Annotated in this window: 15 protein-coding genes; 14 read left to right on the top strand and 1 reads right to left on the bottom strand. The window is 61.8% G+C overall.

What is annotated here, in order from left to right; translation table 11 throughout:
* The first annotated feature begins 1 nt into the window (after position 1).
* From GXP70_RS05070 to GXP70_RS05085, 4 genes are all read left to right on the top strand, one after another.
* Positions 2–889 (top strand): carbohydrate ABC transporter permease, encoded by an 888-nt coding sequence (locus GXP70_RS05070; protein ID WP_162355468.1) that lies wholly within the window; start codon positions 2–4, stop codon positions 887–889.
* 63 nt (positions 890–952) lie between these two features.
* Complete coding sequence (locus GXP70_RS05075; RefSeq protein ID WP_162355469.1) at positions 953–2,680, top strand: extracellular solute-binding protein; 1,728 nt, start codon at positions 953–955, stop codon at positions 2,678–2,680.
* A gap of 145 nt (positions 2,681–2,825) precedes the next feature.
* Positions 2,826–5,027, top strand: a complete 2,202-nt coding sequence (locus GXP70_RS05080) for an alpha/beta hydrolase family protein (protein WP_162355470.1) — start codon at positions 2,826–2,828, stop codon at positions 5,025–5,027.
* 3 nt (positions 5,028–5,030) lie between these two features.
* On the top strand, positions 5,031–5,993 hold the full coding sequence (locus GXP70_RS05085) for a PLP-dependent cysteine synthase family protein (RefSeq protein WP_162355471.1): 963 nt from the start codon (positions 5,031–5,033) through the stop codon (positions 5,991–5,993).
* A gap of 404 nt (positions 5,994–6,397) precedes the next feature.
* Here GXP70_RS05085 and GXP70_RS05095 read toward each other — a convergent pair whose 3' ends face one another.
* Positions 6,398–8,653 carry a helix-turn-helix domain-containing protein gene (locus GXP70_RS05095; protein WP_162355472.1) on the bottom strand — a complete coding sequence of 752 codons (2,256 nt, stop codon included), beginning with the start codon at positions 8,651–8,653 and terminating at the stop codon, positions 6,398–6,400.
* A 224-nt stretch (positions 8,654–8,877) separates the two neighbouring features.
* On the opposite strand from GXP70_RS05095, the gene GXP70_RS05100 reads away from it, so the two are divergent.
* From GXP70_RS05100 to GXP70_RS05145, 10 genes are all read left to right on the top strand, one after another.
* Positions 8,878–10,173 carry a GNAT family N-acetyltransferase gene (locus tag GXP70_RS05100; protein WP_162355473.1) on the top strand — a complete coding sequence of 432 codons (1,296 nt, stop codon included), beginning with the start codon at positions 8,878–8,880 and terminating at the stop codon, positions 10,171–10,173.
* A 577-nt stretch (positions 10,174–10,750) separates the two neighbouring features.
* Positions 10,751–11,971 carry a Gfo/Idh/MocA family protein gene (locus GXP70_RS05105; protein WP_162355474.1) on the top strand — a complete coding sequence of 407 codons (1,221 nt, stop codon included), beginning with the start codon at positions 10,751–10,753 and terminating at the stop codon, positions 11,969–11,971.
* A gap of 17 nt (positions 11,972–11,988) precedes the next feature.
* Positions 11,989–12,732, top strand: a complete 744-nt coding sequence (locus GXP70_RS05110) for a glucosamine-6-phosphate deaminase (protein WP_162355475.1) — start codon at positions 11,989–11,991, stop codon at positions 12,730–12,732.
* Positions 12,733–12,929: 197 nt separating this feature from the next.
* Positions 12,930–14,237, top strand: a complete 1,308-nt coding sequence (locus GXP70_RS05115) for an N-acetylglucosamine-6-phosphate deacetylase (protein ID WP_162355476.1) — start codon at positions 12,930–12,932, stop codon at positions 14,235–14,237.
* A gap of 28 nt (positions 14,238–14,265) precedes the next feature.
* Positions 14,266–14,691, top strand: a complete 426-nt coding sequence (locus GXP70_RS05120) for a hypothetical protein (protein ID WP_162355477.1) — start codon at positions 14,266–14,268, stop codon at positions 14,689–14,691.
* Between the two features lie 636 nt (positions 14,692–15,327).
* Complete coding sequence (locus GXP70_RS05125; RefSeq protein ID WP_225442669.1) at positions 15,328–16,206, top strand: sugar phosphate isomerase/epimerase family protein; 879 nt, start codon at positions 15,328–15,330, stop codon at positions 16,204–16,206.
* 4 nt (positions 16,207–16,210) lie between these two features.
* The gene (locus tag GXP70_RS05130) at positions 16,211–17,248 is read left to right on the top strand and encodes a Gfo/Idh/MocA family protein (RefSeq protein WP_162355478.1); all 1,038 of its coding nucleotides are present in this window, start codon (positions 16,211–16,213) and stop codon (positions 17,246–17,248) included.
* A 19-nt stretch (positions 17,249–17,267) separates the two neighbouring features.
* Positions 17,268–18,368 (top strand): Gfo/Idh/MocA family protein, encoded by a 1,101-nt coding sequence (locus tag GXP70_RS05135; protein ID WP_162355479.1) that lies wholly within the window; start codon positions 17,268–17,270, stop codon positions 18,366–18,368.
* A gap of 330 nt (positions 18,369–18,698) precedes the next feature.
* Positions 18,699–19,376 carry a response regulator transcription factor gene (locus tag GXP70_RS05140; protein ID WP_318652410.1) on the top strand — a complete coding sequence of 226 codons (678 nt, stop codon included), beginning with the start codon at positions 18,699–18,701 and terminating at the stop codon, positions 19,374–19,376.
* Positions 19,373–20,752, top strand: coding sequence for a sensor histidine kinase (locus GXP70_RS05145; RefSeq protein WP_162355481.1), 1,380 nt, complete (start codon positions 19,373–19,375; stop codon positions 20,750–20,752). The genes GXP70_RS05140 and GXP70_RS05145 overlap by 4 nt, the downstream gene beginning before the upstream one ends.
* Positions 20,753–20,800: the final 48 nt, after the last annotated feature.

Consider the following 20,800-nt stretch of genomic DNA (forward strand, 5'->3'; position numbering starts at 1 on the left):
AATGCCGATCAAACGCACGTTGTCGGAACGCGCGGCCGATATCATCAACGTGATCCTGCTGCTGCTGCTGGCGTTCGTAATGGTGTTTCCGTTCTATTACATTACCGCGGTATCGTTCTCTTCCTACGAGGAGTTCGTGCAGACCGAGCTGCTGTTGTTCCCGAAGCATTGGGTGCTGGACGCGTACCGGTTCATCTTCGATTCCAAAGAGTTCATCCGCTCCATCGGCGTGACCGTCTACATTACGATCGTCGGCTCCGTCGTAAGCCTGTTCCTTACCGCCACGATGGCGTTCGCCATGACCCGCAGGCTGTGGGGGCAGCGGTTCTACTTATTCCTGGTCCTGTTTACCTTCATCTTCGGCGCGGGCATGATTCCGACGTATCTGATCGTCAAGGCGACCGGTCTCATCGACTCCTATTGGTCGCTCATCATCCCGGATGCCATCAGCTCCTTCAACCTGATCGTCATGCGGCAGTTCTTCCTGAGCATCCCGGAGGAGCTGAACGAAGCGGCCGTCATCGACGGCGCGAACGATTTGCAAATTTTCGCCCGCATCATTCTTCCCCTCTCCAAGCCGGCTCTGGCCGCCTTCGGCTTGTTCTATGCCGTCGGCCAATGGAACACGTACTTCAACGCGATCCTGTACTTGAACGATCCGGCCAAATGGACGGTGCAGGTCATCCTGCGGCAAATCGTCATTCTCGACGACGCCACCAACACGCTCGCCTCCGCCGCCCGCGACGCCGCGCAGTCCGCACATCTGCCGCCGCCGGAGACGATCGGCATGGCCGCCATTATTTTAGCGACGGTGCCGATTCTGATCGTGTATCCGTTTCTGCAAAAGCATTTTGCCAAGGGGGTGATGCTGGGTTCGGTAAAAGGGTAAGCGGCAAGTCGGCTTTCGCGTGCAGTTTCGGCAAACCTTAAAGACGATTGGGAGGGGTTAAGCATGAGCACGAAGAAAATCGCGACGCTGACTGCGTCGGGAACGAAGAGATTCGCAACGCCGACTGCGTCGAGAACGAAGCGGTTCACAACGCTGATCGCGGCCGTATGTCTCGTCGCCGGACTGGCCGGATGCGGCGGTTCGAACGGCAGCAAGAACGACACGGCGAATTCGACGCCAACGACCGATTCCGGCAACACCAACAGCGGCAATGCGCAGGCTCCGGCAACGACGGACAACCAGGGCGATGCCAAGGCGGATAATCAACCTGCCGCCGCTGCGAACAAGAAGCTCGAAATTTCCACCATCCAGGGCACATGGGCCAGTCCGCTTCCGGACCCGAACGGGAACGGCGCCAAGATGATCGACGAGAAGTTCAACATCGACCTCAAGTCGCAATTCGTGCCGTACGACGAATACGGCAACAAGCTGCCGGTCGTCATGGCGGCCGGCGATCTGCCGGACATGATCGGGATGGAAGGCGTCGACGCCAACTTCGTCAAATGGGCGAAGCAGGGCGCGTTCCTTCCGCTGAACGACTACATCGACAAGTACGAGGCCATCAAGAGCATTCCGAAGAACGTCTGGGACGCCGTGACCGTCGACGGCAAGATCTATGGCATTCCGAACTATTTCCCGTCCAAATACGGCAAGAAGCCGATCATCCGCAAAGACTGGCTCGACAATCTCGGCCTGTCGATGCCGACGACCTACGACGAGCTGGAGAAAGTGGCGATCGCCTTCACGAACGACGATCCGGATAAGAACGGCAAGAAGGATACGCTCGGCTTAGGCCTCGCCAAGTCGATCGTCTACGGCGCATGGATGGGCGCGGGCTGGGACAGCGGCTGGTATAACAAGAACGACAAAGGCCAGCTTATTCCGGGCAATATCTCCGACGGCTTCAAGCAGCAGGTCACGGTGCTCCACGATCTGTATAAGGCCGGGGCGATCAGCAAGGACTGGGCCGTCACCAAGTCGACGGACGTCCGCAAAGACTTCTTCGCAGGCAAGATCGGCATCTTCTACGAGCAGCCGTACGATATCTCGGAGACCCGCTTCAAGCAGCTGAAGGAAGCGAATCCGACGGCCGAGCTCGCGGTCATTCCGCCGTTCGTGCAGGACGACGGCCAGCAGGGCTTCACCGGCCTGCCGGGCTATTACGAGCTGCACAGCCTGAACGCGAAGCTGAAGAACGACCCGGACAAAATCGACCGTATTCTGTCCATCATCAACTACTTCATGACGTTCATCCCGACCGATCAGCGCAACGATCAGAACGCGGACTACGACTGGCAGAACGGCGGCGTCGGCAAAGGCTACACCATGCAGAACGGCGTAGCTATCGGCATCGACGGCGCAAGCAGCGAAATGCCGACGACGTATTTCGGCGTCCGCTACTGGGCGCCGACGGACGAGGACACGCAGCCGGCGACGGTGCTGCAGGATCCGTTCACCAAAAGCTTCGTTCAATCGGCGGTCGATCTGCTGAAGAACACGAAGACGTACCTCGATCCGGTCAACCGCATCCATTCGGACCTGATGTTCGCGAACATCTCGGAGCTGGATCAGGGGATCGCCGACCATCAGACCCGGATGATCGTGGGCCAGGAGCCGATCTCCGACTGGGATAAGATGGTCAAGGAATATTTGAGCAAGGGCGGCCAGGCGATCATCGACCAGGTCAACCAGCTGCTGGACGAGAACGGGATCGTCGGCGAATGGAAATAAGCTGCTAGCCGGGAGAGGGAGAGGGAGAGAGGCGACGATCTCCCTCTTTCTTTTGCGCCGGAGCGGCAGCGGAGGGCGAAGCGAGAAGGCGGATCGGGCAAGCAACGAATACAGAACAAGAAGGCAAAGCGAAAGGAGTATGGCTATGCGCACAATCTCCATCCAGGAAGAGCAGGCGAACCGTAGGCGGGAGTTGACCTATATCGACGACTATCCCGATATCGAGCGGTATCACCGGGATCCGTTCCGCCGGTATCTCGATAGGCTGAACGCCGATTATTTGGTCGAGCGGAAGACGGCGCTGCGCCAAGTGAACGGCATTGCCGCGGCGCGGGCTTACCGGGAGCAGGTGCGGGAGGCGTTTCGGGCTTCCGTCGGATCGCTGCCGGAGGACGCCGGCGGGGGCGCGCATGTGACGGGAACGGTGGACCGGGGTAGCTACTTGATCGATAAGGTGCGGATCGAGACGACGCCGGGGCTGTTCGCGACCGGGAATTACTATTATCCGAAGCAGAGCGGCGGCCCGCTGCCGGGGCTCCTGCTGCTGTGCGGCCATTCGAATGAAGGCAAGGCGTATCCCGCGTACGTCTCGTTCTGCGTCGAAGCGGTCATGAACGGCTTCTGCGTGCTTACGTTCGATCCGATCGGGCAGGGCGAGCGGCGGCTGCCGCGGGCGGGCCAAGGCGCCGCCGGCTCCGATTCCGATATTGACCCGGGCGCAGGCACAGGCTCGGGTTCGGATTCAGGTTCAGGTTCGGGTTCGGGTTCGGGTTCGGGGGAGTGGCTGGATCCGGTCGACGCGCATTGCTTCCTGGATCAGAAGCTTAGTCTGCTCGGCGAGCATCTCGGCGCTTACATGATGCGCGACAGCATCGCCGCGCTGACGTATTTGATCGGCCGGCCGGAGGTGGACGGCGCGCGCGTCGGCGTCACCGGCAATTCCGGCGGCGGCACGCTGTCGGCGTATATGGGGGCGTACGACGACCGGGTGAAGGCGGTCGCTCCGTGCTGCTATATTACGGAGCTGCGCTCGCTGCTGTACCGCATCATGGCGCAGGACGCGGAGCAGTGCTTGCCCGGTTTCATGCAGCGCGGGCTCGATCACGGCGATCTCGTGACGGCGGCCGCGCCGAAACCGTACCATATCGGCTGCGCCATGTTCGATTTCTTCCCGATCGACGGCGTGCGCGACGCGTTCATCGAAGCGAAGAAGCTGTACCGGCTGCTGGGCGCGGAGGAGCACCTGGAGCTCCATGCGGTCATGAAGGGGCACGGCTTCTGGCAGGAGATGCGGGAGCAGGCGCTCCGCTTCTTCTGCCGCGCCTTCGGGGTCGAATTCGTCGCGGAGAAGGGGATCGATTACGAGCGTCTGCCTTCGGAGACGGAGCTGCTATGCGGTTCGGCGGCCGGGGCAGGCATGAGCGACGGAACGGCCGGTTCCTGCGCCGTCGGCGGCTCGCTGACGGACTTGATCCGGGAGCGGCTGCGGGTGATGTCGGCAGGGCGAGGGCTGGAGCAACGGGAAGAGCGGGAGCATGGGCAAGATCATGAGCAAGGGCAAGGTCAAGTGCACGAGCTATGGCAAGAGCGGGGGAGAGGTCAAGAACACGAGCAAGAGCGGGAGCGCGAACAAGCGGGCGTTCGCGAGCGACTGCGCGCCTTGCTGCAGATGGGGCCGGACGAGGAGCTGCCGCCCTCGCCGCTGATGACGGCTGACGACGGCAGCGTTACGTACGAGGCCGAAGAAGGCATGGTCATAATTGGAACCTGCCGCTGGTTTACGGATCGCAAGGAGGCGAAGCGCATCTGCGTGGCCATCGGCGGCATGGAGAATGCGGAACTCGAGCGGTTTCGGGAGCGCGGCTTCGACGCCGTGCTAGCAATCCATCCGCGAGGCACCGGCCCGGCGGCGCTTGCGCCGGACTGCACCTTCGGCATGTTCGATCCGGAGACGGCGAGCGGCTACAACGTCCGCATGCTGGGCCGGTCGCTGCAGGGAATGCGGGTGACGGACGCGCTCGCCGCCGTGCGCGGCATGCGGCGAACGCCTGGCTGGGAGCATGCGGAAGTAACGCTCTTCGGACAGGAGGAGCATGCCCTGACCGCGCTGTACGCGGCCGTGCTGAGCGGCACGGTTCGCCTGCATGCGGCAGGCTTGCTCACAAGCTTCCGCGACTTCGCGGAAGCGGAGGAACACTGCTATTCGGCAGGCATAATCGTTCCCGGACTTCTGCTTGCCTTCGACATTCCCGAGCTGCTGGATGCCTTGCCGCCGGGGAGCGCCGTCGTCGGGAGCCGGATCGACCCTATGAAACGGCCTGCATGTCCACGGCATGGAGGAGAATAGAACATGACCAGACAACCGCGGCTGTTAAGCGGCGTCCATGAAGCGATCGGCAATACGCCGATGGTTCATCTATCGCGGCTGACCGCAGGACTGGAAGGGGCGATCTGCGCCAAGCTGGAGTATTTGAATCCCGGCTTCAGCAAGAAGGACCGGATCGCTTTGCAAATCATCGAAGAAGCCGAACGGGACGGCAGCCTGCAGCCGGGACAGACGGTCGTCGAGCTGACGAGCGGCAATACGGGCACCGGCCTCGCCATCGTCTGCGCGGTGAAGGGCTATCCGTTCATTGCCGTCATGTCCAAAGGAAATTCGTATGAGCGCGCTCGCATGATGAAGGCGCTCGGCGCGGAGGTCGTGCTTGTGGACCAGGCTCCGGGCTCGGCTCCCGGCCAAGTGTCGGGCGAGAGCCTCGCGCTGGCGGAAGCGGAAGCGCGGCGGCACGTTCGCGAGCAAGGCGCTTTCCGCGCCGATCAGTTCGAGCGGCTCGGCAACGTACATGCGCATGAGTACTTCACGGCGATGGAGATGTGGGAGCAGACGAACGGCGAAATCGACGTGTTCGTCGATTTCGCCGGAAGCGGCGGCACGTTCGCAGGCTGCGCCAAGGCGCTTCGGCGCTGCAATCCGGCCATCCGGTGCTATGTCGTCGAGCCCGAGACGGCTCCGTATCTCGCGGGCCGGCAAGTGACGGACCCGAACCACCGCATCCAGGGCGGCGGATACGGCATGCGGCTGCCGTTGCTCGATGCGGAAGACGTCACCGATTACTTGACGGTGTCGGACGAGGAGGCGGTTGCGGCGGCAAGGGAGCTGGCCCGCAGGGAGGGCGTCTTCGCCGGCTTCTCCTCGGGCGCGAACGTCGCCGCGGCGCTGCGGCTGCTCCGCGAGCGGGAGCGCGGCGCCCGGATCGCGCTTACGATCAATGACTCGGGGCTCAAGTATCTGAGCACGGACTTGTTCGAGTAGCTGCCGGGAGCATTCATACTCGGTACGGCAGCGGACGAGGCCGGATGGTACTGCGTACGAAGCTGGCACATGGGTCGGGGCAAGGGAAGTAAGCTAGCCCCGAGCCGGCCTTTCCCGGCGCTCCCCGTGCGCCCTTGCCTCTAGGCGCGTTGCCCGCCCCTGCCCTAGGCGCGTTGCCCGCCCCTGCCCTAGGCGCGTTGCCCGCCCCTGCCCTAGGCGCGTTGCCCGCCCCTGCCCTAGGCGCGTTGCCGCCCCTGCCTTAGGCGCATTGCCCGTCTCTGCCCTAGGCGCGTTGCCCGATCTTGCTCCTAGGCGCATTGCCCGCCCCTGCTCTAGGCGCGTTGCCCGATCTTGCGCCTAGGCGCATTGCCCGCCCCTGCCCTAGGCCCGCTGCGCACTCGCCTCTAGGCCCGTTGCTCGACCTTGCGGAACTCGCTTGGCGTCACGCCGGTGAACTTCTTGAACATCCGGTTGAACGAGTTAATGTTCTGGTAGCCGACGCGGGCGGCGGCGTCCTGGATTTTGACGTCCGAGCAGGAGAGCAGCTCCTTCGCCCGGCTTACCCGGATCAGATTGACGTAATCGACGAAGTACGTGCCCGTCTTTTCTTTGAAATACGTGGACAAGTAGCTGCGCGTGATGTTCAGCTTGTCGGCCATCATATCGAGCGTAATGTCATGGGCGTAGTGCTGCTCCAGATAGTCGAAGACGAAGCTCGTAATATGATCCTTCTTCTCTTTCTTGCTTCGGACGAGATTCATCAGCCGCGGCAGCCATTCCTCGAACAGCCGCTCCAGTTCCTCGAACGCGTGGCAGTGCTGCAGCTCCGTCTGCATCGTCTGAATCAGTTCGCAATCGAGCTGGTTGACGACGAGCGCCCGTTTGGCCCGGTCGGCGAGATAATTCGCGAAGCCTTTCACTTCATGATCGGTCGCCTCTTTCTTGCGGAGCGCCGCAAGCTCGCGTTTCACGAACTGCATGATTTGCGGTTCGTTGCCGTTGGTCAGGCTGGCGTTGAGCTCTTCCTCCTGGGCAGGCATCAAATAATAATTAGCCGGCTTCGCGCCGCTGATTACCCGCAAGATCTGATTCGTGCCGTTGAATTTCCGCAAGTGCAGCATCGATTTGGCCTGCTCGAACGACAGCTTGAACTCATCCGGGTGCTCGTAATGCCCGCTGATCGCCATCGTGGAGAAGCAATAGGCGAGATCCAGCTCCAGCACGTTCTTGATCCCTTCGAGCGTCTCATCCAAATCGGGCCCGGCATCGTCGGCGTAGATCACGGCGAGCAGCTGGTCGCTTTCCAATTGGAGCGTGAGCGATTCCGGATAGTTCTCGGTCAGCACGTTGTTGATGTAATCCCGAATGAAATTGGTCGCGCGTTCCTCGTCGCCGATCTCTTCGAGCAGCCGCGGCCGGAACGTCAGCTTGAACAGCACGACCCGGTACGGCTGATTGCTCTTGATGAGATCCTTCAAGTAGCCGGCGCTGCTGCGGATGTTCTTCAGCTGGTTGATGTACGCGTAATGGCGAAGCAGCGAGTTGCGGTGCTCCAAATCCTGATTGATGTCCATATTGGAGTCGAGCAGATGGCGCACCTTCTCCTGGATGATCGCGAATTCCTTGATGGCGCTTTGCTTCCGCCACGGTGAGCCTGTCGTCAAGAGCTGAATCGCCTTCACGAGCTGCTTGACCGGACGGCGCAGCCGCAGACTGAACAGGAACGATGCCAGCAGGCTGAGCAGGATGGCAAGCGCGAGCAGCAGGACGAAGGTGATGTTCCATTTCATCTGCGAGATGTTGTCGTTCGGAATGATATTCACGTACGTCAGCCCGCTCGATGCGCCTTTCTTATAGAAATAATAATTGTCGCCCTGCTTCACGAAGCTGGATTGCCCGTCGAACGCCGGAATCGCTTCCGCCTTCTCGCCGCCGCTGGCAAAATAAGACCGCCGGCTGCTATCCAGGATGTAGAAATCGTTGGTGATCGACTGGTGAAAATCCCGGTACATTTTCTGCGCGTCCGCGAAGGCGATGAAGAGAATCGACGGGTTGGTCTGGTTCCGGATAATGATCGGGATCAGCTGGCTGGAGCTGGCCAGCTTGTTGGGATCATCGTATTCATAGAATGAGGACGCCGGCAAAATGCGGATGACGTACGGACTGTCGAACTGCGATTTCCAGTAATCGTAGGAATAGTCGCTGCTGCCGTAGTAGCGCTTGAACATGACATCGGCGTCGGCGCCGCGCGATTTCTCGATGGCGACGTTGCTGTCCTGGTAGTAGATGATCATGTTGTCGAGATAGAGCGATTGATTGGTGAGGAAGACCTGCAGCTCGTCGATCAGCTTGCCGCCGGCGGCGTAATTGAAAACCGGGGTATCGAGCGCGGCGACGCGGTCGTTCATGGAGAAGGATAGGACGGAATTTTCGATCTGCTTGATTTTGGCTTCGTAATTGTCGCTGGTGTCCTTCAGGTTGAGATTGTTGTAGGTGATGACTTCTTCTCGGACGTGGCCGCGATAGAAGAAGACCGAGTACAGGATGAAGGATACGAGCAGCACGACGATGGTCATATAGCTGAGCAGAAGCCAGAAGAATAGGGGAGGCGACTTGAGGCGGGCGTAAGGGACGACGAGCAGAGACACGATTCGATTCATGAAAACAACCCTTTCGTCGTGGTCTGTTTTCAAGCTTGTTTACGTTAAGTTTAAAGAATCGGGCGCAAATGAACAATGGTATTATTTTTATAAACTCGTCGTATTTTTGGGTTGCGCAAATAAAATGAACGATATCAAATACTGCCTGTTTCGGACCGTGCGGCGTTTCGCTATAGTGGGGGCAGGAAGCGGACGACGGCATCGCCGGCATGAGGGGGAATAGCATGATCAGAACGATTAGGCAGGAGGAGGCCCGGCAATCGCTCGAGCTGACGCAGGCGGCCTTCGCAGTGAAGTTCACGGAGAGCGGCATCGAGGAACGGGCCGCCCGCATGAACATGGAGCAGTATCTCGGCTATTATGCCGACGGGAGGCTCGCCGCGCAGCTGGCGGTTCTGCCGCTCGGCGTCTATGTGCAGGGCGAGGAGATGGCGATGGGCGGCATCGCCCACGTGGCTTCCTATCCGGAAATGCGCAGGCAGGGCATGGTCGGCAAGCTGCTTGTCCATAGCCTTGCGGCGATGCGCGAGCGCGGGCAAGCCGTCTCCATGCTGAATCCGTTCGCGTACGGCTTCTATCGCAAGTACGGCTGGGAGTATTACTCGGTGCAGCGCGCATGCACGCTCGACTTGAGCGCCGCGCCCAAGTATCCGGCCGCGCCTGGCGCCGTGCGGCGGCTGCAGGCGTCGGATTGGGCGCAGGCGGGGGCGGTCTATGACCGGTATGCCAGACGGTACAACGGGATGCTGCTGCGGGACGAGAACTGGTGGCTGCAGCATGTGTTTAAGCGGAAGCTCGGGTATTTGTCCGTGTACGTCGGGGGGGACGGTGGGCAGCCGACCGGTTATATGCTGTACGACATCGGGGACCGGACGATGACGATACACGAGCTTGTCTATCTCGACCGGGAGAGCCGGAACGGCTTATGGCAGTTCATCGCCAATCACGACTCGGTCGTCTCGCGGCTGCGCCTGACCGCGCCGGCCGACGATTCGCTCCTGTTCGCAATGGCCGAGCCCAAGCTTCAGCAGGAACTGCATGCGAACTTCATGTTCCGCGTCGTGGATGCCCCGGCATTCCTGAACCGGTACCGGTTCGCCGGCGGGGCTGCGCGGCTGCGCGTCCGGCTCGAAGACGAGCACGCCCCTTGGAATCGTGGGCTATGGCAAATCGCCGTGAGCGCGGACGGGTCCGCGGTCGCCTCGCGGGTTGCTTCTGCCGGGCAGGCTGCCGAGGATGCGGCAGGCGATGGGATCGCGGATCGGGAAGCGGATAGCGAATGGCGGGCGAGCGCGGAAGCGGGGGGCAATCGGAGGGAGAGCGGGCAAGCGGCAGGCGATGGGAATGCTGGCGCGGAAGCGATCGACTGCACGATCCAGACATTCTCGGCGATGATGATCGGCTGCATGCGGCCGGCGCAGCTGGCGGATCTGGGCCGCCTGGAAGGCCCGCCGGAGGCGGTGGATGCTTGGGAGCGGGCGATCCCGCGGCGGCTGCCGCATATGATGGATTTTTTCTAGCGTGGCGGGTAGTGACGGAGCGGGGGGCGGCGGTGGAGCAGGTGAAACAGGTGAATCGTAAAGCCGGGGGGAGCAAGTGGAGCCAGTGGAACCGGGGGGCAGGTGAGCTGGCGAAACTGGGAGAGCAGGTGGAACCGGTGGAACCGGGGAGCAGATGAAGCTGGCGAAACCGGGGGAGCAGGTGAAGCTGGTGAAACCGGGGGAGCAGGTGAAGCTAGCGAAACCGGGAGAGCAGGTGGAGCAGGTGGAACCGGGGAGCAGGTGAAGCTGGCGAAACCGGGGGAGCGGGTGGAACCGGTGGAACCGGGGAGCAGATGAAGCTGGCGAAACCGGGGGAGCAGGTGAAGCTAGCGAAACCGGGAGAGCAGGTGGAGCAGGTGGAACCGGGGAGCAGGTGAAGCTGGCGAAACCGGGGGAGCGGGTGGAACAAGGAGAGCAGGTGCAGCCAGTGGAACCCGGGGAGTGGGTGAAGCTGGCGAAACCGGGGAGCAGATGGAACCGGGGAAGCTGATGGGACCAGTAAACCGGTGAGTCGGTGAAACCGTCCTGCGTTGTCCGGGAGGAGGAGGCGGGTGAGATGCAGAAGAAGAGAAGGTATGCGATCGTCGGCGCGGGTAATCGCTGCACGTACATGTATGCGATTCCAATCGCCAGGGATTACGCGGATATCGCGGTGATCGTCGGCGTGTTCGATACGAATGCCAAGCGGGCAGACTTGCTGCAATCGCGTATCGGCGGGCAAGCGCCGGTATATGACGATTTCGCGGCGATGCTGGACGAAGCGAAGCCCGATGTCGTTATCGTCACGTCGATTGACAGCACGCATCATACGTATATCGTGCAGGCGCTGCTCGCCGGCTGCGACGTTATTTCGGAGAAGCCGCTGACGATCGACGAAGACAAGTGCGCGCTCATCCTCGATACGGAACGGCGCACCGGCAAAAAAGTCACGGTCACCTTCAACCTGCGCTATATGCCGTTCATGGGACGACTGAAGGAGCTGGCCGGCGGGGATACGCCCGGTACGATCACGCATGTGCATTTCGAATGGTTTCTGGACACTCGGCACGGCGCCGATTATTTTCGCAGGTGGCATCGCCGGAAGGCGAATTCCGGCGGGCTGCTCGTTCATAAGTCGACGCATCATTTCGATATCGTGAATTGGGTGCTGCAAGACGAGCCGGCGGAGGTGCAGGCTTTCGGCGCGACGCGATTTTATGGGCCGACCCGTACAGAACGGGGCGTGCGCTGCAGCGGCTGCAGCTATGCGGGCAGCTGCGAGTTCCATATCGATATTCGCGAGGGAGGCCATAAGCAGCTCTATGCGGATTGCGAGGACGTCGATCTGTATTATCGGGACGCTTGCGTCTTCGCGGACGAAATCGATATCGAGGATACGGTCAGTCTGACGGCCCGGTACGCCGGCGGCGCGATGATGAGCTACTCGTTGACGGCCTATGCGCCGTATGAAGGCTTTCGCATCGTCCTGACCGGAACGAAAGGCCGGCTGGAAGCATCGTACGCGGAAGGCGCGGCTGGCCCTTACGCCGGACAGACGCTGCAATCGATCCGGTTGTTCGACCGTCACAACGCGGTGATCGACCTTCCGCTGGCGGAAGAGAGCGGCGGCCACGGAGGCGGCGACGAACGGCTGCTTCGCGCGCTGCTGACGGGCGAAGCCGACGGCCGGCAGGCGACGAGCCGCGACGGGGCGCTGTCCTGCGCGATCGGCTTCGCCGCCAACCGGTCGATTCGGGAAGGCAAGGCGGTCCGCATCGCGGATTTGATCACATTTTGAGAAGGATGGGGATCGGCATGGACATTCACGTATTGGACAACGCGCGGCAGTTGGGCGAACGCGCTGCCGTTCATGCGGCATCGGTGCTGCAGGAGGCAATCGGCCGCCAAGGGAAGGCGAGGCTGCTGCTGTCGACGGGCTCGTCCCAGTTCGAGTTCTTCAGGGCGTTCGTCGCACAGCCGGTGGACTGGCGCAAGGTCGAGATGTTCCACCTCGACGAATACGCCGGCATCAAGGCGGATCATCCCGCGAGCTTCCAGGCGTATTTGCTGGAGCGATTCATCGGACAGGTGCAGCTTGGCAAGTACCATCTCGTCGACGGCACCGGCGATATCGGCGCGACGATTGCCGGCCTGAATGAGGCGATCAGCGAAGCGCCGGTCGATCTGGCGATGATCGGCATCGGGGAGAACGCGCATATCGCGTTCAACGATCCGCCGGCGGATTTCGATACGGAGGAGCCGTACATCGTCGTGGAGCTGGACGAAGCCTGCAAAAGGCAGCAGGTCGGGGAAGGCTGGTTCGCGGGACTTGCGGACGTGCCGACCCATGCGATTACGATGAGCGTCCGGCAAATCCTGAAGAGCCGCGTCATTCTATCCTGCGTTCCGCACGCGGTGAAGGCGGAAGCGGTGAGGAATACGCTTGAGCGCGAGATCTCTCCGGATACCCCGGCGACGATGCTGCGCACGCATCCGAACTGGACGCTCTATCTGGATCGCGCGTCGGCCGCGCTCGCCGGGCTTGAGGTGAGCGAGTAACAGAAAGCGGACAGCGGTTTGAATGGCGAAAGAGGCGTTCGGCATGCGAAAGCGATGTGCGGGGACGCGCTGTGCTGCGGAAGAGCCGAGTGTAGCCGGACTTGAGGGGAACAGCGCGTCGGCTGTGCTCGCCGGACATGTGGTGAGCGAGTAACAGAAAGCGGATAGCAGTTTGAATCGCGAAGGAGGCGTTCGGAATGCGAAAGCGGTGGACAGGGCGGCGCTATGATACCGGCGAGCAGGTACATATCGAGGTAGAGGACGGCGTGATCGTGTCCATCGTACCGGCATCCGAGATTGGCGCTGCAGGAGGATCTTGGGTTACCGAGGATATTGATGTTACAGCAAGCGGTGAGACCGGCGAAAACGGATCGGGATTGCAGGCCAGGGCCGTCGCGGGGAGCGAGGGAATCGGTGGCGCAGTCAGCGGCGACGATACGGCTGGCGAGCTTTGGATCTCTCCGGGGTGGATCGATCTGCAAGTGAACGGCTTTGCCGGATTCGATCTGAACGGCGAGGAGACGACGGAGCAGGATGTTGCCGGCGCGGCGCAAGCGTTGTTCGCGCTCGGCGTGACAAGCTTCTGCCCGACCGTCATTACGGGCGGTGCGGCGCGAATCCGTCAAGCGATGCACGCGATCCGGGCCGCTTGCGAGCATGATCGGCTGCTCGGCGAAGCGATACCGGGCATTCATCTGGAAGGGCCGTACCTGTCGGCCGAAGACGGGCCGCGCGGCGCGCATGACCGAGCCCATATCCGCGACCCGGATGCCGCCGAATTCGCGGAATGGCAGCAGGCGGCGGGAGGACGGATCGTCCTGTGCACGATCGCGCCGGAGAAGGAGGGCGCGGCGTCGTTCGTCCGCTATCTCTGCGAAACCGGCGTCAAGGTCAGCATCGGCCATACGATGGCTTCACCCGAGCAGCTGCGGGAGGCGGTATCCGCCGGCGCGGCGCTGTCCACGCATCTCGGCAACGGCGCGCACCCGGTGCTGCCGCGGCACCCGAACTACATCTGGGAGCAGCTCGCGGAGGATGCGCTGACCGCGATGTTCATCGCGGACGGCCATCACTTGGGCGCTGCCGCGCTCAAATCGATGATGCGGGCGAAGCAGGGCCGTTTCATCCTCGTCAGCGACAGCGTCAAATTCGGCGGCATGCCGCCGGGGCGCTATGCCAGCGAGATCGGGCAGGAGGTCGAGCTGCTGACCAACGGACGGCTGCAGACGGCGGCCGATCCCCGCATCTTGGCCGGTTCCGCGCAGCCGCTCGTCAACGGCATCGAAAATGCTATGAAGCTCGCCGGCCTTAGTCTGCGGGAAGCCATCGACGCGGCGACGGTCCGTCCCGCGGAAGCGATGGGCTGGCCCGGGCTCGGAAGGCTGCGCGTTGGGGCTCGGGCGAATTTGACCCTGTTTCGCATGGACACCCGCGGCAGGATCCGGCTGCGGCAGACGGTTGTCGGCGGGCAGATGGTCTGGCGCGATGGAGCGGCATTGGGCTGATAAGAGCGTACCGGGGGCACCGGGTGCAGTGAGCTCGGAAAAAGCTGCCGTAGGGAAGGAATTTGAGCTCAGAAGTGGCCTGGAGCTCGAAAAAGCTGCGGCAGGGAAGGAATTCGAGCAAGGAAGCGGCCTGGAGCTCGAAAAAACTGCCGCAGCAGCAGAAATTCGGCTCCGAGGGCGCTGCCGAGCCCGGAAAAGCTGCCGCAGCAGCAGAAATTCGGCTCCGAGGGCGCTGCCGAGCCCTAAAAAGCTGCCGCAGCAGCAGGAATCCGGCCCCGAAAGCGCCGCCGAGCCCGGAAAAGCTGCCGCAGCAGCAGGAATCCGGCCCCGAAAGCGCCGCCGAGCCCTAAAAAGCTGCCGCAGCAGCAGGAATTCGGCCTCGAAAGCGCTGCCGAGCCTGGAAAAGCTGCCGCAGCAGCAGAAATTCGGCCTCGAAAGCGCTGCCGAGCCCTAAAAAGCTGCCGCAGCAGCAGGAATCCGGCCCCGAAAGCGCCGCCGAGCCCGGAAAAGCTGCCGCAGCAGCAGGAAATCGGCCCCGAAAGCGCCGCCGAGCCCGGAAAAGCTGCCGCAGCAGCAGAAATTCGGCTCCGAGGGCGCTGCCGAGCCCTAAAAAGCTGCCGCAGCAGCAGGAATCCGGCCCCGAAAGCGCCGCCGAGCCCTAAAAAGCTGCCGCAGCAGCAGGAATTCGGCCTCGAAAGCGCTGCCGAGCCTGGAAAAGCTGCCGCAGCAGCAGAAATTCGGCCTCGAAAGCGCTGCCGAGCCCTAAAAAGCTGCCGCAGCAGCAGGAATCCGGCCCCGAAAGCGCCGCCGAGCCCGGAAAAGCTGCCGCAGCAGCAGGAAATCGGCCCCGAAAGCGCCGCCGAGCCCGGAAAAGCTGCCGCAGCAGCAGAAATTCGGCTCCGAGGGCGCTGCCGAGCCCTAAAAAGCTGCCGCAGCAGCAGGAATCCGGCCCCGAAAGCGCCGCCGAGCCCGAAACCGACTCGGCTCCAGTTCGCCAACGCAACCGCTAACCGGTGCCAGCGCCCGACCGTATTGCTCGTCTCAAACGTTCATTGTCCCTGAACCCCCATAACGAAAGGAGCTGCTGCTAATGGATCGCATACGCGATCGATTAGGCGTTATCACGGACGAGGTTTCGTCCGATATCCTCACGGCGCTCGATTTTGCCGCGGCGAGAGGGCTGAAGCATGTCGAGCTCCGCAGCATCGACAGCCGCAACGTGCTCGCGCTGAGCGACGAGGAGGCGGACCGGATACACGCGGAGGCGGAGCGCCGCGGCCTCTTCGTCTCCTGCGTCGCCTCGCCGGTATTCAAGTGCGCGCTCGATGCGTCGAGACCGGTTGCCGAAGGCGACCGCTTCAACCAGGAGGAACGGACGCCCGCCGAGCATTTTGCCATGCTGGAACGCGCCATGGAGCTGGCGGAGCGGCTCGGAACGAACCGCATCCGCATCTTCTCGTTCTGGCGGGAGAGCGAACCGATCGAGCGGTTCGAGGCCGAGATCGTCCGCTACCTGGCGCGCGCAGCCGAGCTGGCCGAATCCCGCGGCATACTGCTGCTGCTGGAGAACGAGCCTTCCTGCAACGGGGGCTTCGCTGCCGAGGTCGCCCGCCTGACGGCTGCCGTGGATTCCCCCGCGCTGCGCGTACTGTGGGACCCGGGCAACGAGCAGTACGGCAACCGGCCGAGCTTCCCCGACGGGTATGCGGCGGTTCGCGGCCTGCTCGCCCATGTGCATCTCAAAGACGTCGCGATCGACGGGGCCGGCAAGCCCAGAGCCATGCCGATCGGCTCGGGCATCGTGCCGTACGAGGCGCATTTTCAAGCGCTGCTGGCGGACGGGTATCCCGGCTTATTCACGCTCGAGACGCATTATGTCCCGGAAGGCGGAACCGCGATGGAAGGGACGGCGATGGCGCTGGACGGACTAACGGCGCTGCTGGAGCGGTTATCATCCGAAACGAGGTGATCGAATGAGCGTGCGGCGATTCGGAATCATCGGCTGCGGCACGATCGCGGACTTTCATATCGAAGCGATCCGCGGCTTGAACGGCGCTAGGCTCGCTGCCGTGTCCAGCCGGAACGGCCCCAAGGCACAAGCCGTCGCGGAGCGGGAAGGCTGCGCCTGGACAACGGACTACAAGGCGCTGCTGCAGCGGGATGACGTCGATATCGTATGCGTGACGACCTCGAGCGGCAGCCATTACCGCATCGGCTGCGAGGCGCTTGCGGCGGGCAAGCATGTCGTCATCGAGAAGCCTGTGGCGATGCGCGCCGCTGAAGCGGCGGAGCTGTGCCGGCTTGCGGCGGATCGCGGACTGACGCTGTCCGTCGTCTCGCAGCGCCGGTTCGAGCCGATTCACCGCGAGGTGAAGCGCATCCTGGAGGAGGGGCGCCTCGGCAAATTGCTGCTCGCCGAGGCGGAAGTGCCTTTTTTTCGGACGCAGGACTATTACGACAGCGCGCCGTGGCGCGGAACGATTGCCGAGGACGGCGGGGCGCTGATGAATCAAGGCATTCACGCCATCGATCTGCTGCTCTGGTTCGCCGGCGAAGCCCGGGCCTTATGCGGCCGTACGGCGACGCAGACCCATGCGATGGAAGCGGAGGATCTGGGCCTCGCCATCGTGCAGTTCAAGAACGGTGCGCTCGGTACCATCATGGCGTCGACGAGCATCGCGCCGGGCTTTCCTGCGGCCATCCGCCTGTACGGATCGGAAGGTACCATCAAGCTGGAAGGCTCCGGCATCGCGCACTGGACGGTGCCCGGCTATGGGACGCCGCCGGCATTCGAATCGTCGCCGGCCTACGGGGGCGTATCCGATCCGCGCAGCATCAGCCATCTCTATCACCAGCTGCAGCTGCAAAACGTACTGGAAGCGGTTGCTTCCGGCAGCAAGCCGCTCGTCTCGGGCGAAGACGGCTTCCGGGCCGTTCAGCTTATCGAAGCGGTATACGAAAGCTCGGCGGCCGGCAGGGAAATTGCCATTCTACCGCAAACGATTTTATAACGAGAGGGAGCATGAGAAAATGAATCCATCCATTGTGAAGGTCGGCATTATCGGGCAAGGCAGAAGCGGTCGCGATATCCATGGAGCGACGCTGTCAAAGCTGCCGGAACATTATCAAATCGCGGCGGTGGCCGATTCGCTGCCGGAACGCCGCGAACGGGCGGAGCAGGAGTTCGGCTGCCGCGCATATGCGACATGGCAGGAGATGGTGGCCGCCGAGGAGCTCGACCTGGTCGTCAATGCATCCCCAAGCCACGAGCATGTGCCGATTTCGCTGGAGCTGCTGGATCGGGGCGTTCATGTCCTCTGCGAGAAGCCGCTCGCCCGCACGTCGGCGGAGGTCGACCAGTTGATCGAGGCATCGGAGCGGACCGGCAATATCCTCGCGGTGTTCCAGCAGTCCCGCTTCATGCCGGCCTATGTTCGTATCCGCGAAGTGATCGAGAGCGGCGTGCTTGGCCGCATCATTCAGCTGGACTTCACGAGCAGCCGGTTCACGCGCAGATGGGACTGGCAGACGCTGCAGCGCAACAACGGCGGCAGCCTGCTCAACCTGGGCTCGCATGTGCTCGATCAGGCGCTTCAATTGTTCGGCAACGACGCGATGCCCGAAGTGACGTGCATCATGGACCGGGCCAATACGTTCGGCGACGCGGAGGATTACGTGAAGCTGCTGCTGAGCGGCGAAGGACGGCCGAGCGTCGATATGGAGGTGTCCTCCTGCAGCATGTTCCCGGGCGAGCAGTTCGTCATACAAGGAACGAACGGCGGTTTGCGAGGCAACGGCGAACGGCTGGAGTGGAAGTACTTTAAGCCCGAAGAGGCACCGGCTCAGCAGCTCACGACAGAGCCGCTTGTCGATCAGAACGGCCTGCCCGCCTACTGCCGCGAAACGCTTGTCTGGCACGAGGGCAAATGGGAGCTCGCGCTGCCGGAAGGCAAAGACGAGTACCGTTACATGGCCGAGCAGCTGTATTTTATGCTGCACCGGGCAATCGTCGACGGCGACAAGCTCGAAATCACGCCGCAGCAGGTACGGCAGCAGCTTGCCGTCATCGAGGAATGCCGGAGGCAGAATCCGCGAATTTACAATCAAAGCTCGGAGCCGGTGCGAGGCTAGGGATGGAATTGGTCTATAGCAGTAAAGCAAGGGTCCGGCAGAAACTGCCGGACCCTTGCATATGCCGCCTTGCATATGCCGCCTTGCATATGCCGCCTTGCATATGCCGCCTTGCATATGCCGCCTTGCATATGCCGCCTTGCATATGCCGCCTTGCATATGCCGCCTTGCATATGCCGCCTTGCATATGCCGCCTTGCATATGCCGCCTTGCATATGCCGCCCTGCTCATGCACGCCGATTCGGCAAGAGAGAGACAGGCCTGTTTACGTGCCCCGGCATTAATATGCTATGCTAGCTTTTGATGAAAGCAAGGCAAGGAGGAATCGCGTTGAACAAGCTGCTCTTGGCGGACGACGACCCGAATATCCGGGCGCTGGTCCGTTTCGTCATGACCCGGGAGGGCTATCGCGTTCACGAAGCGAAGGACGGAGCCGAAGCGCTCCAGGTGATGGCGCGGACGCCGATCGATCTGGCGATCGTCGACATTATGATGCCGCGGATGGACGGGCTCGAGCTGTGCGGGCAAATTCGGGAGCTATACGATATTCCGATCATTATGCTGACCGCAAAAGATCAATTGACCGATAAAGCGCAAGGCTATCGGATGGGGACGGACGATTACATGACCAAGCCTTTCGAGCCGGAGGAACTGCTCTTCCGGGTCAGGGCGCTGTTCCGCCGGTATAACCGGGTTTCGAGCGATTTGATCCGGCTGAACCGCGTGACCATCGATCGCAAAAATATCGAGGTGTCCGACGGTCAATCGACGCTGCTGCTTCCCATGAAAGAATTCGAGCTGCTCGCCCAGCTTGCCCAATACCCGGGACGGCTGTTCGCGCGCGAGGAATTGATCCGTCTCGTATGGGGCTCCGATTACGAAGGCGACGACAAAACCGTGGCCGTGCACATCAACCGGCTGCGCCAGCGATTCGCGGATTATGCCGACGACTTCACCATTCATACCGTGCGCGGAATCGGCTATAAACTGGAAGTGAGCGGCAGATGAGGTCGCTCTACTTCCGGGTGTTCCTGATGACGATGGCGGTCATTCTCGCGAGCAGCGTCATCGGCTTTCTCATCTCGAACGCGTATTATCATGCGAAGCTGAAACCGTACAACGACGAGAAGCTGGTCGGCATCGGCGAACAGATGAAACGTTTTATCGAAGCGGATCCCGGCGGCATGGATCGGTATCTTCGCAATGCGGCCGCCCTGGGGTATCAGATTTACGTGACCGACGGCCTGGGAGACGCGCATTTCTACGGGCGGAGCTTCAGGGAGCTGGATTTGAAGAAGCCGGAGATCGAGCTAGTGCTGCACGGCGGCACGTATCACGGCGTGAAGCGATTTCCGAACAAGCTGTTCATTTCCGGCTTCTTCGATAACCGGCTGAGCAACACGATCGGCCTTCCCGTGCAAGGGGGCGCGAAAACCTATGCCATGTACGTGCGTCCGGACGTGCTGCTGCAATTCGGCGAGCTTCGCGTGTTCTTCGCGCTGATCGGCCTGTTGACCGTCATCGTCAGCATCCTGTTCTTCATATTCAGCACGCGTTATTTGGTCAAGCCGATCACGAGGCTGACCGACGCGACGAAGCGCATCGCGCAAGGGAACTACAATCTTCGCCTGCCGGCGGGAAGACGCGACGAAATCGGGCGGCTTGCCGAGCATTTCATGGCCATGAGCAAAGAGCTGGAGCGGGTCGATCAGGCGCGTCAGCAGTTCGTCTCCAATGTCTCGCACGAGATCCAGTCGCCGCTCACCTCGATTCAAGGCTTTGCGCACGTGCTGGCGCAGGAGGAATTGACGAAGGACGAACGCGGCCATTATGCCGCCATCATCGAGGCGGAAAGCCGCCATTTGGCGATGTTGAGCAAGCAGCTGCTCCTGCTATCCGCGCTCGAGCAGGGGGAGGAGCCGCTGAACAAGCGGCCGTTCTCGTTCCGCGATCACATCAAGCAAGTCATCTATGTGCTGCAGTGGCAGCTGGAGGAGAAGGAGCTGCTGCTCAAGCTGTCCGTTCCGGAGTCGGTCACGATCTATGGCGACGAGGTCTTGCTCACGCAAGTGTGGATGAACGTGCTGGGAAACGCGATCCAGCATATTCAGGCCGGCCGAAGCATCGAGATCCGCGCCGAACAGCGGGATTCCCGCTCCGTCATCGTTATTGCGGATACGGGAGACGGAATCGCGCCGGAGCATCTGCCGTTTCTATTCGACCGCTTCTACCGCGTCGACCGCGCCCGCGAGCGCTCGTCCGGAAGGGCCGGACTAGGGCTTGCGATCGTCAAGAAGATCGTGCTGCTGCACGGCGGGAGCATCGAAGCCAGCAGCGTACCGGGTGAAGGAACCCGGTTTACCGTGACGCTTCCCCAGTTGTAATCGATTATTTACGCGCCGTTTATTTTCGCCTCCTACACTGGTGTCATC

Source organism: Paenibacillus lycopersici (assembly GCF_010119935.1).
GTDB lineage: Bacteria > Bacillota > Bacilli > Paenibacillales > Paenibacillaceae > Paenibacillus_Z > Paenibacillus_Z lycopersici.

What these genes read in the sequence shown, in the direction of transcription:
- GXP70_RS05070 (WP_162355468.1), top strand. Translation starts at nt 2, where the DNA reads ATGCCGATCAAACGCACGTTGTCGGAACGCGCGGCCGATATCATCAAC.
- GXP70_RS05100 (WP_162355473.1), top strand. Translation starts at nt 8,878, where the DNA reads ATGATCAGAACGATTAGGCAGGAGGAGGCCCGGCAATCGCTCGAGCTG.
- GXP70_RS05080 (WP_162355470.1), top strand. Translation starts at nt 2,826, where the DNA reads ATGCGCACAATCTCCATCCAGGAAGAGCAGGCGAACCGTAGGCGGGAG.
- GXP70_RS05130 (WP_162355478.1), top strand. Translation starts at nt 16,211, where the DNA reads ATGAGCGTGCGGCGATTCGGAATCATCGGCTGCGGCACGATCGCGGAC.
- GXP70_RS05110 (WP_162355475.1), top strand. Translation starts at nt 11,989, where the DNA reads ATGGACATTCACGTATTGGACAACGCGCGGCAGTTGGGCGAACGCGCT.
- GXP70_RS05125 (WP_225442669.1), top strand. Translation starts at nt 15,328, where the DNA reads ATGGATCGCATACGCGATCGATTAGGCGTTATCACGGACGAGGTTTCG.
- GXP70_RS05145 (WP_162355481.1), top strand. Translation starts at nt 19,373, where the DNA reads ATGAGGTCGCTCTACTTCCGGGTGTTCCTGATGACGATGGCGGTCATT.
- GXP70_RS05085 (WP_162355471.1), top strand. Translation starts at nt 5,031, where the DNA reads ATGACCAGACAACCGCGGCTGTTAAGCGGCGTCCATGAAGCGATCGGC.
- GXP70_RS05095 (WP_162355472.1), bottom strand. Translation starts at nt 8,653, where the DNA reads ATGAATCGAATCGTGTCTCTGCTCGTCGTCCCTTACGCCCGCCTCAAG.
- GXP70_RS05105 (WP_162355474.1), top strand. Translation starts at nt 10,751, where the DNA reads ATGCAGAAGAAGAGAAGGTATGCGATCGTCGGCGCGGGTAATCGCTGC.
- GXP70_RS05115 (WP_162355476.1), top strand. Translation starts at nt 12,930, where the DNA reads ATGCGAAAGCGGTGGACAGGGCGGCGCTATGATACCGGCGAGCAGGTA.
- GXP70_RS05075 (WP_162355469.1), top strand. Translation starts at nt 953, where the DNA reads ATGAGCACGAAGAAAATCGCGACGCTGACTGCGTCGGGAACGAAGAGA.
- GXP70_RS05135 (WP_162355479.1), top strand. Translation starts at nt 17,268, where the DNA reads ATGAATCCATCCATTGTGAAGGTCGGCATTATCGGGCAAGGCAGAAGC.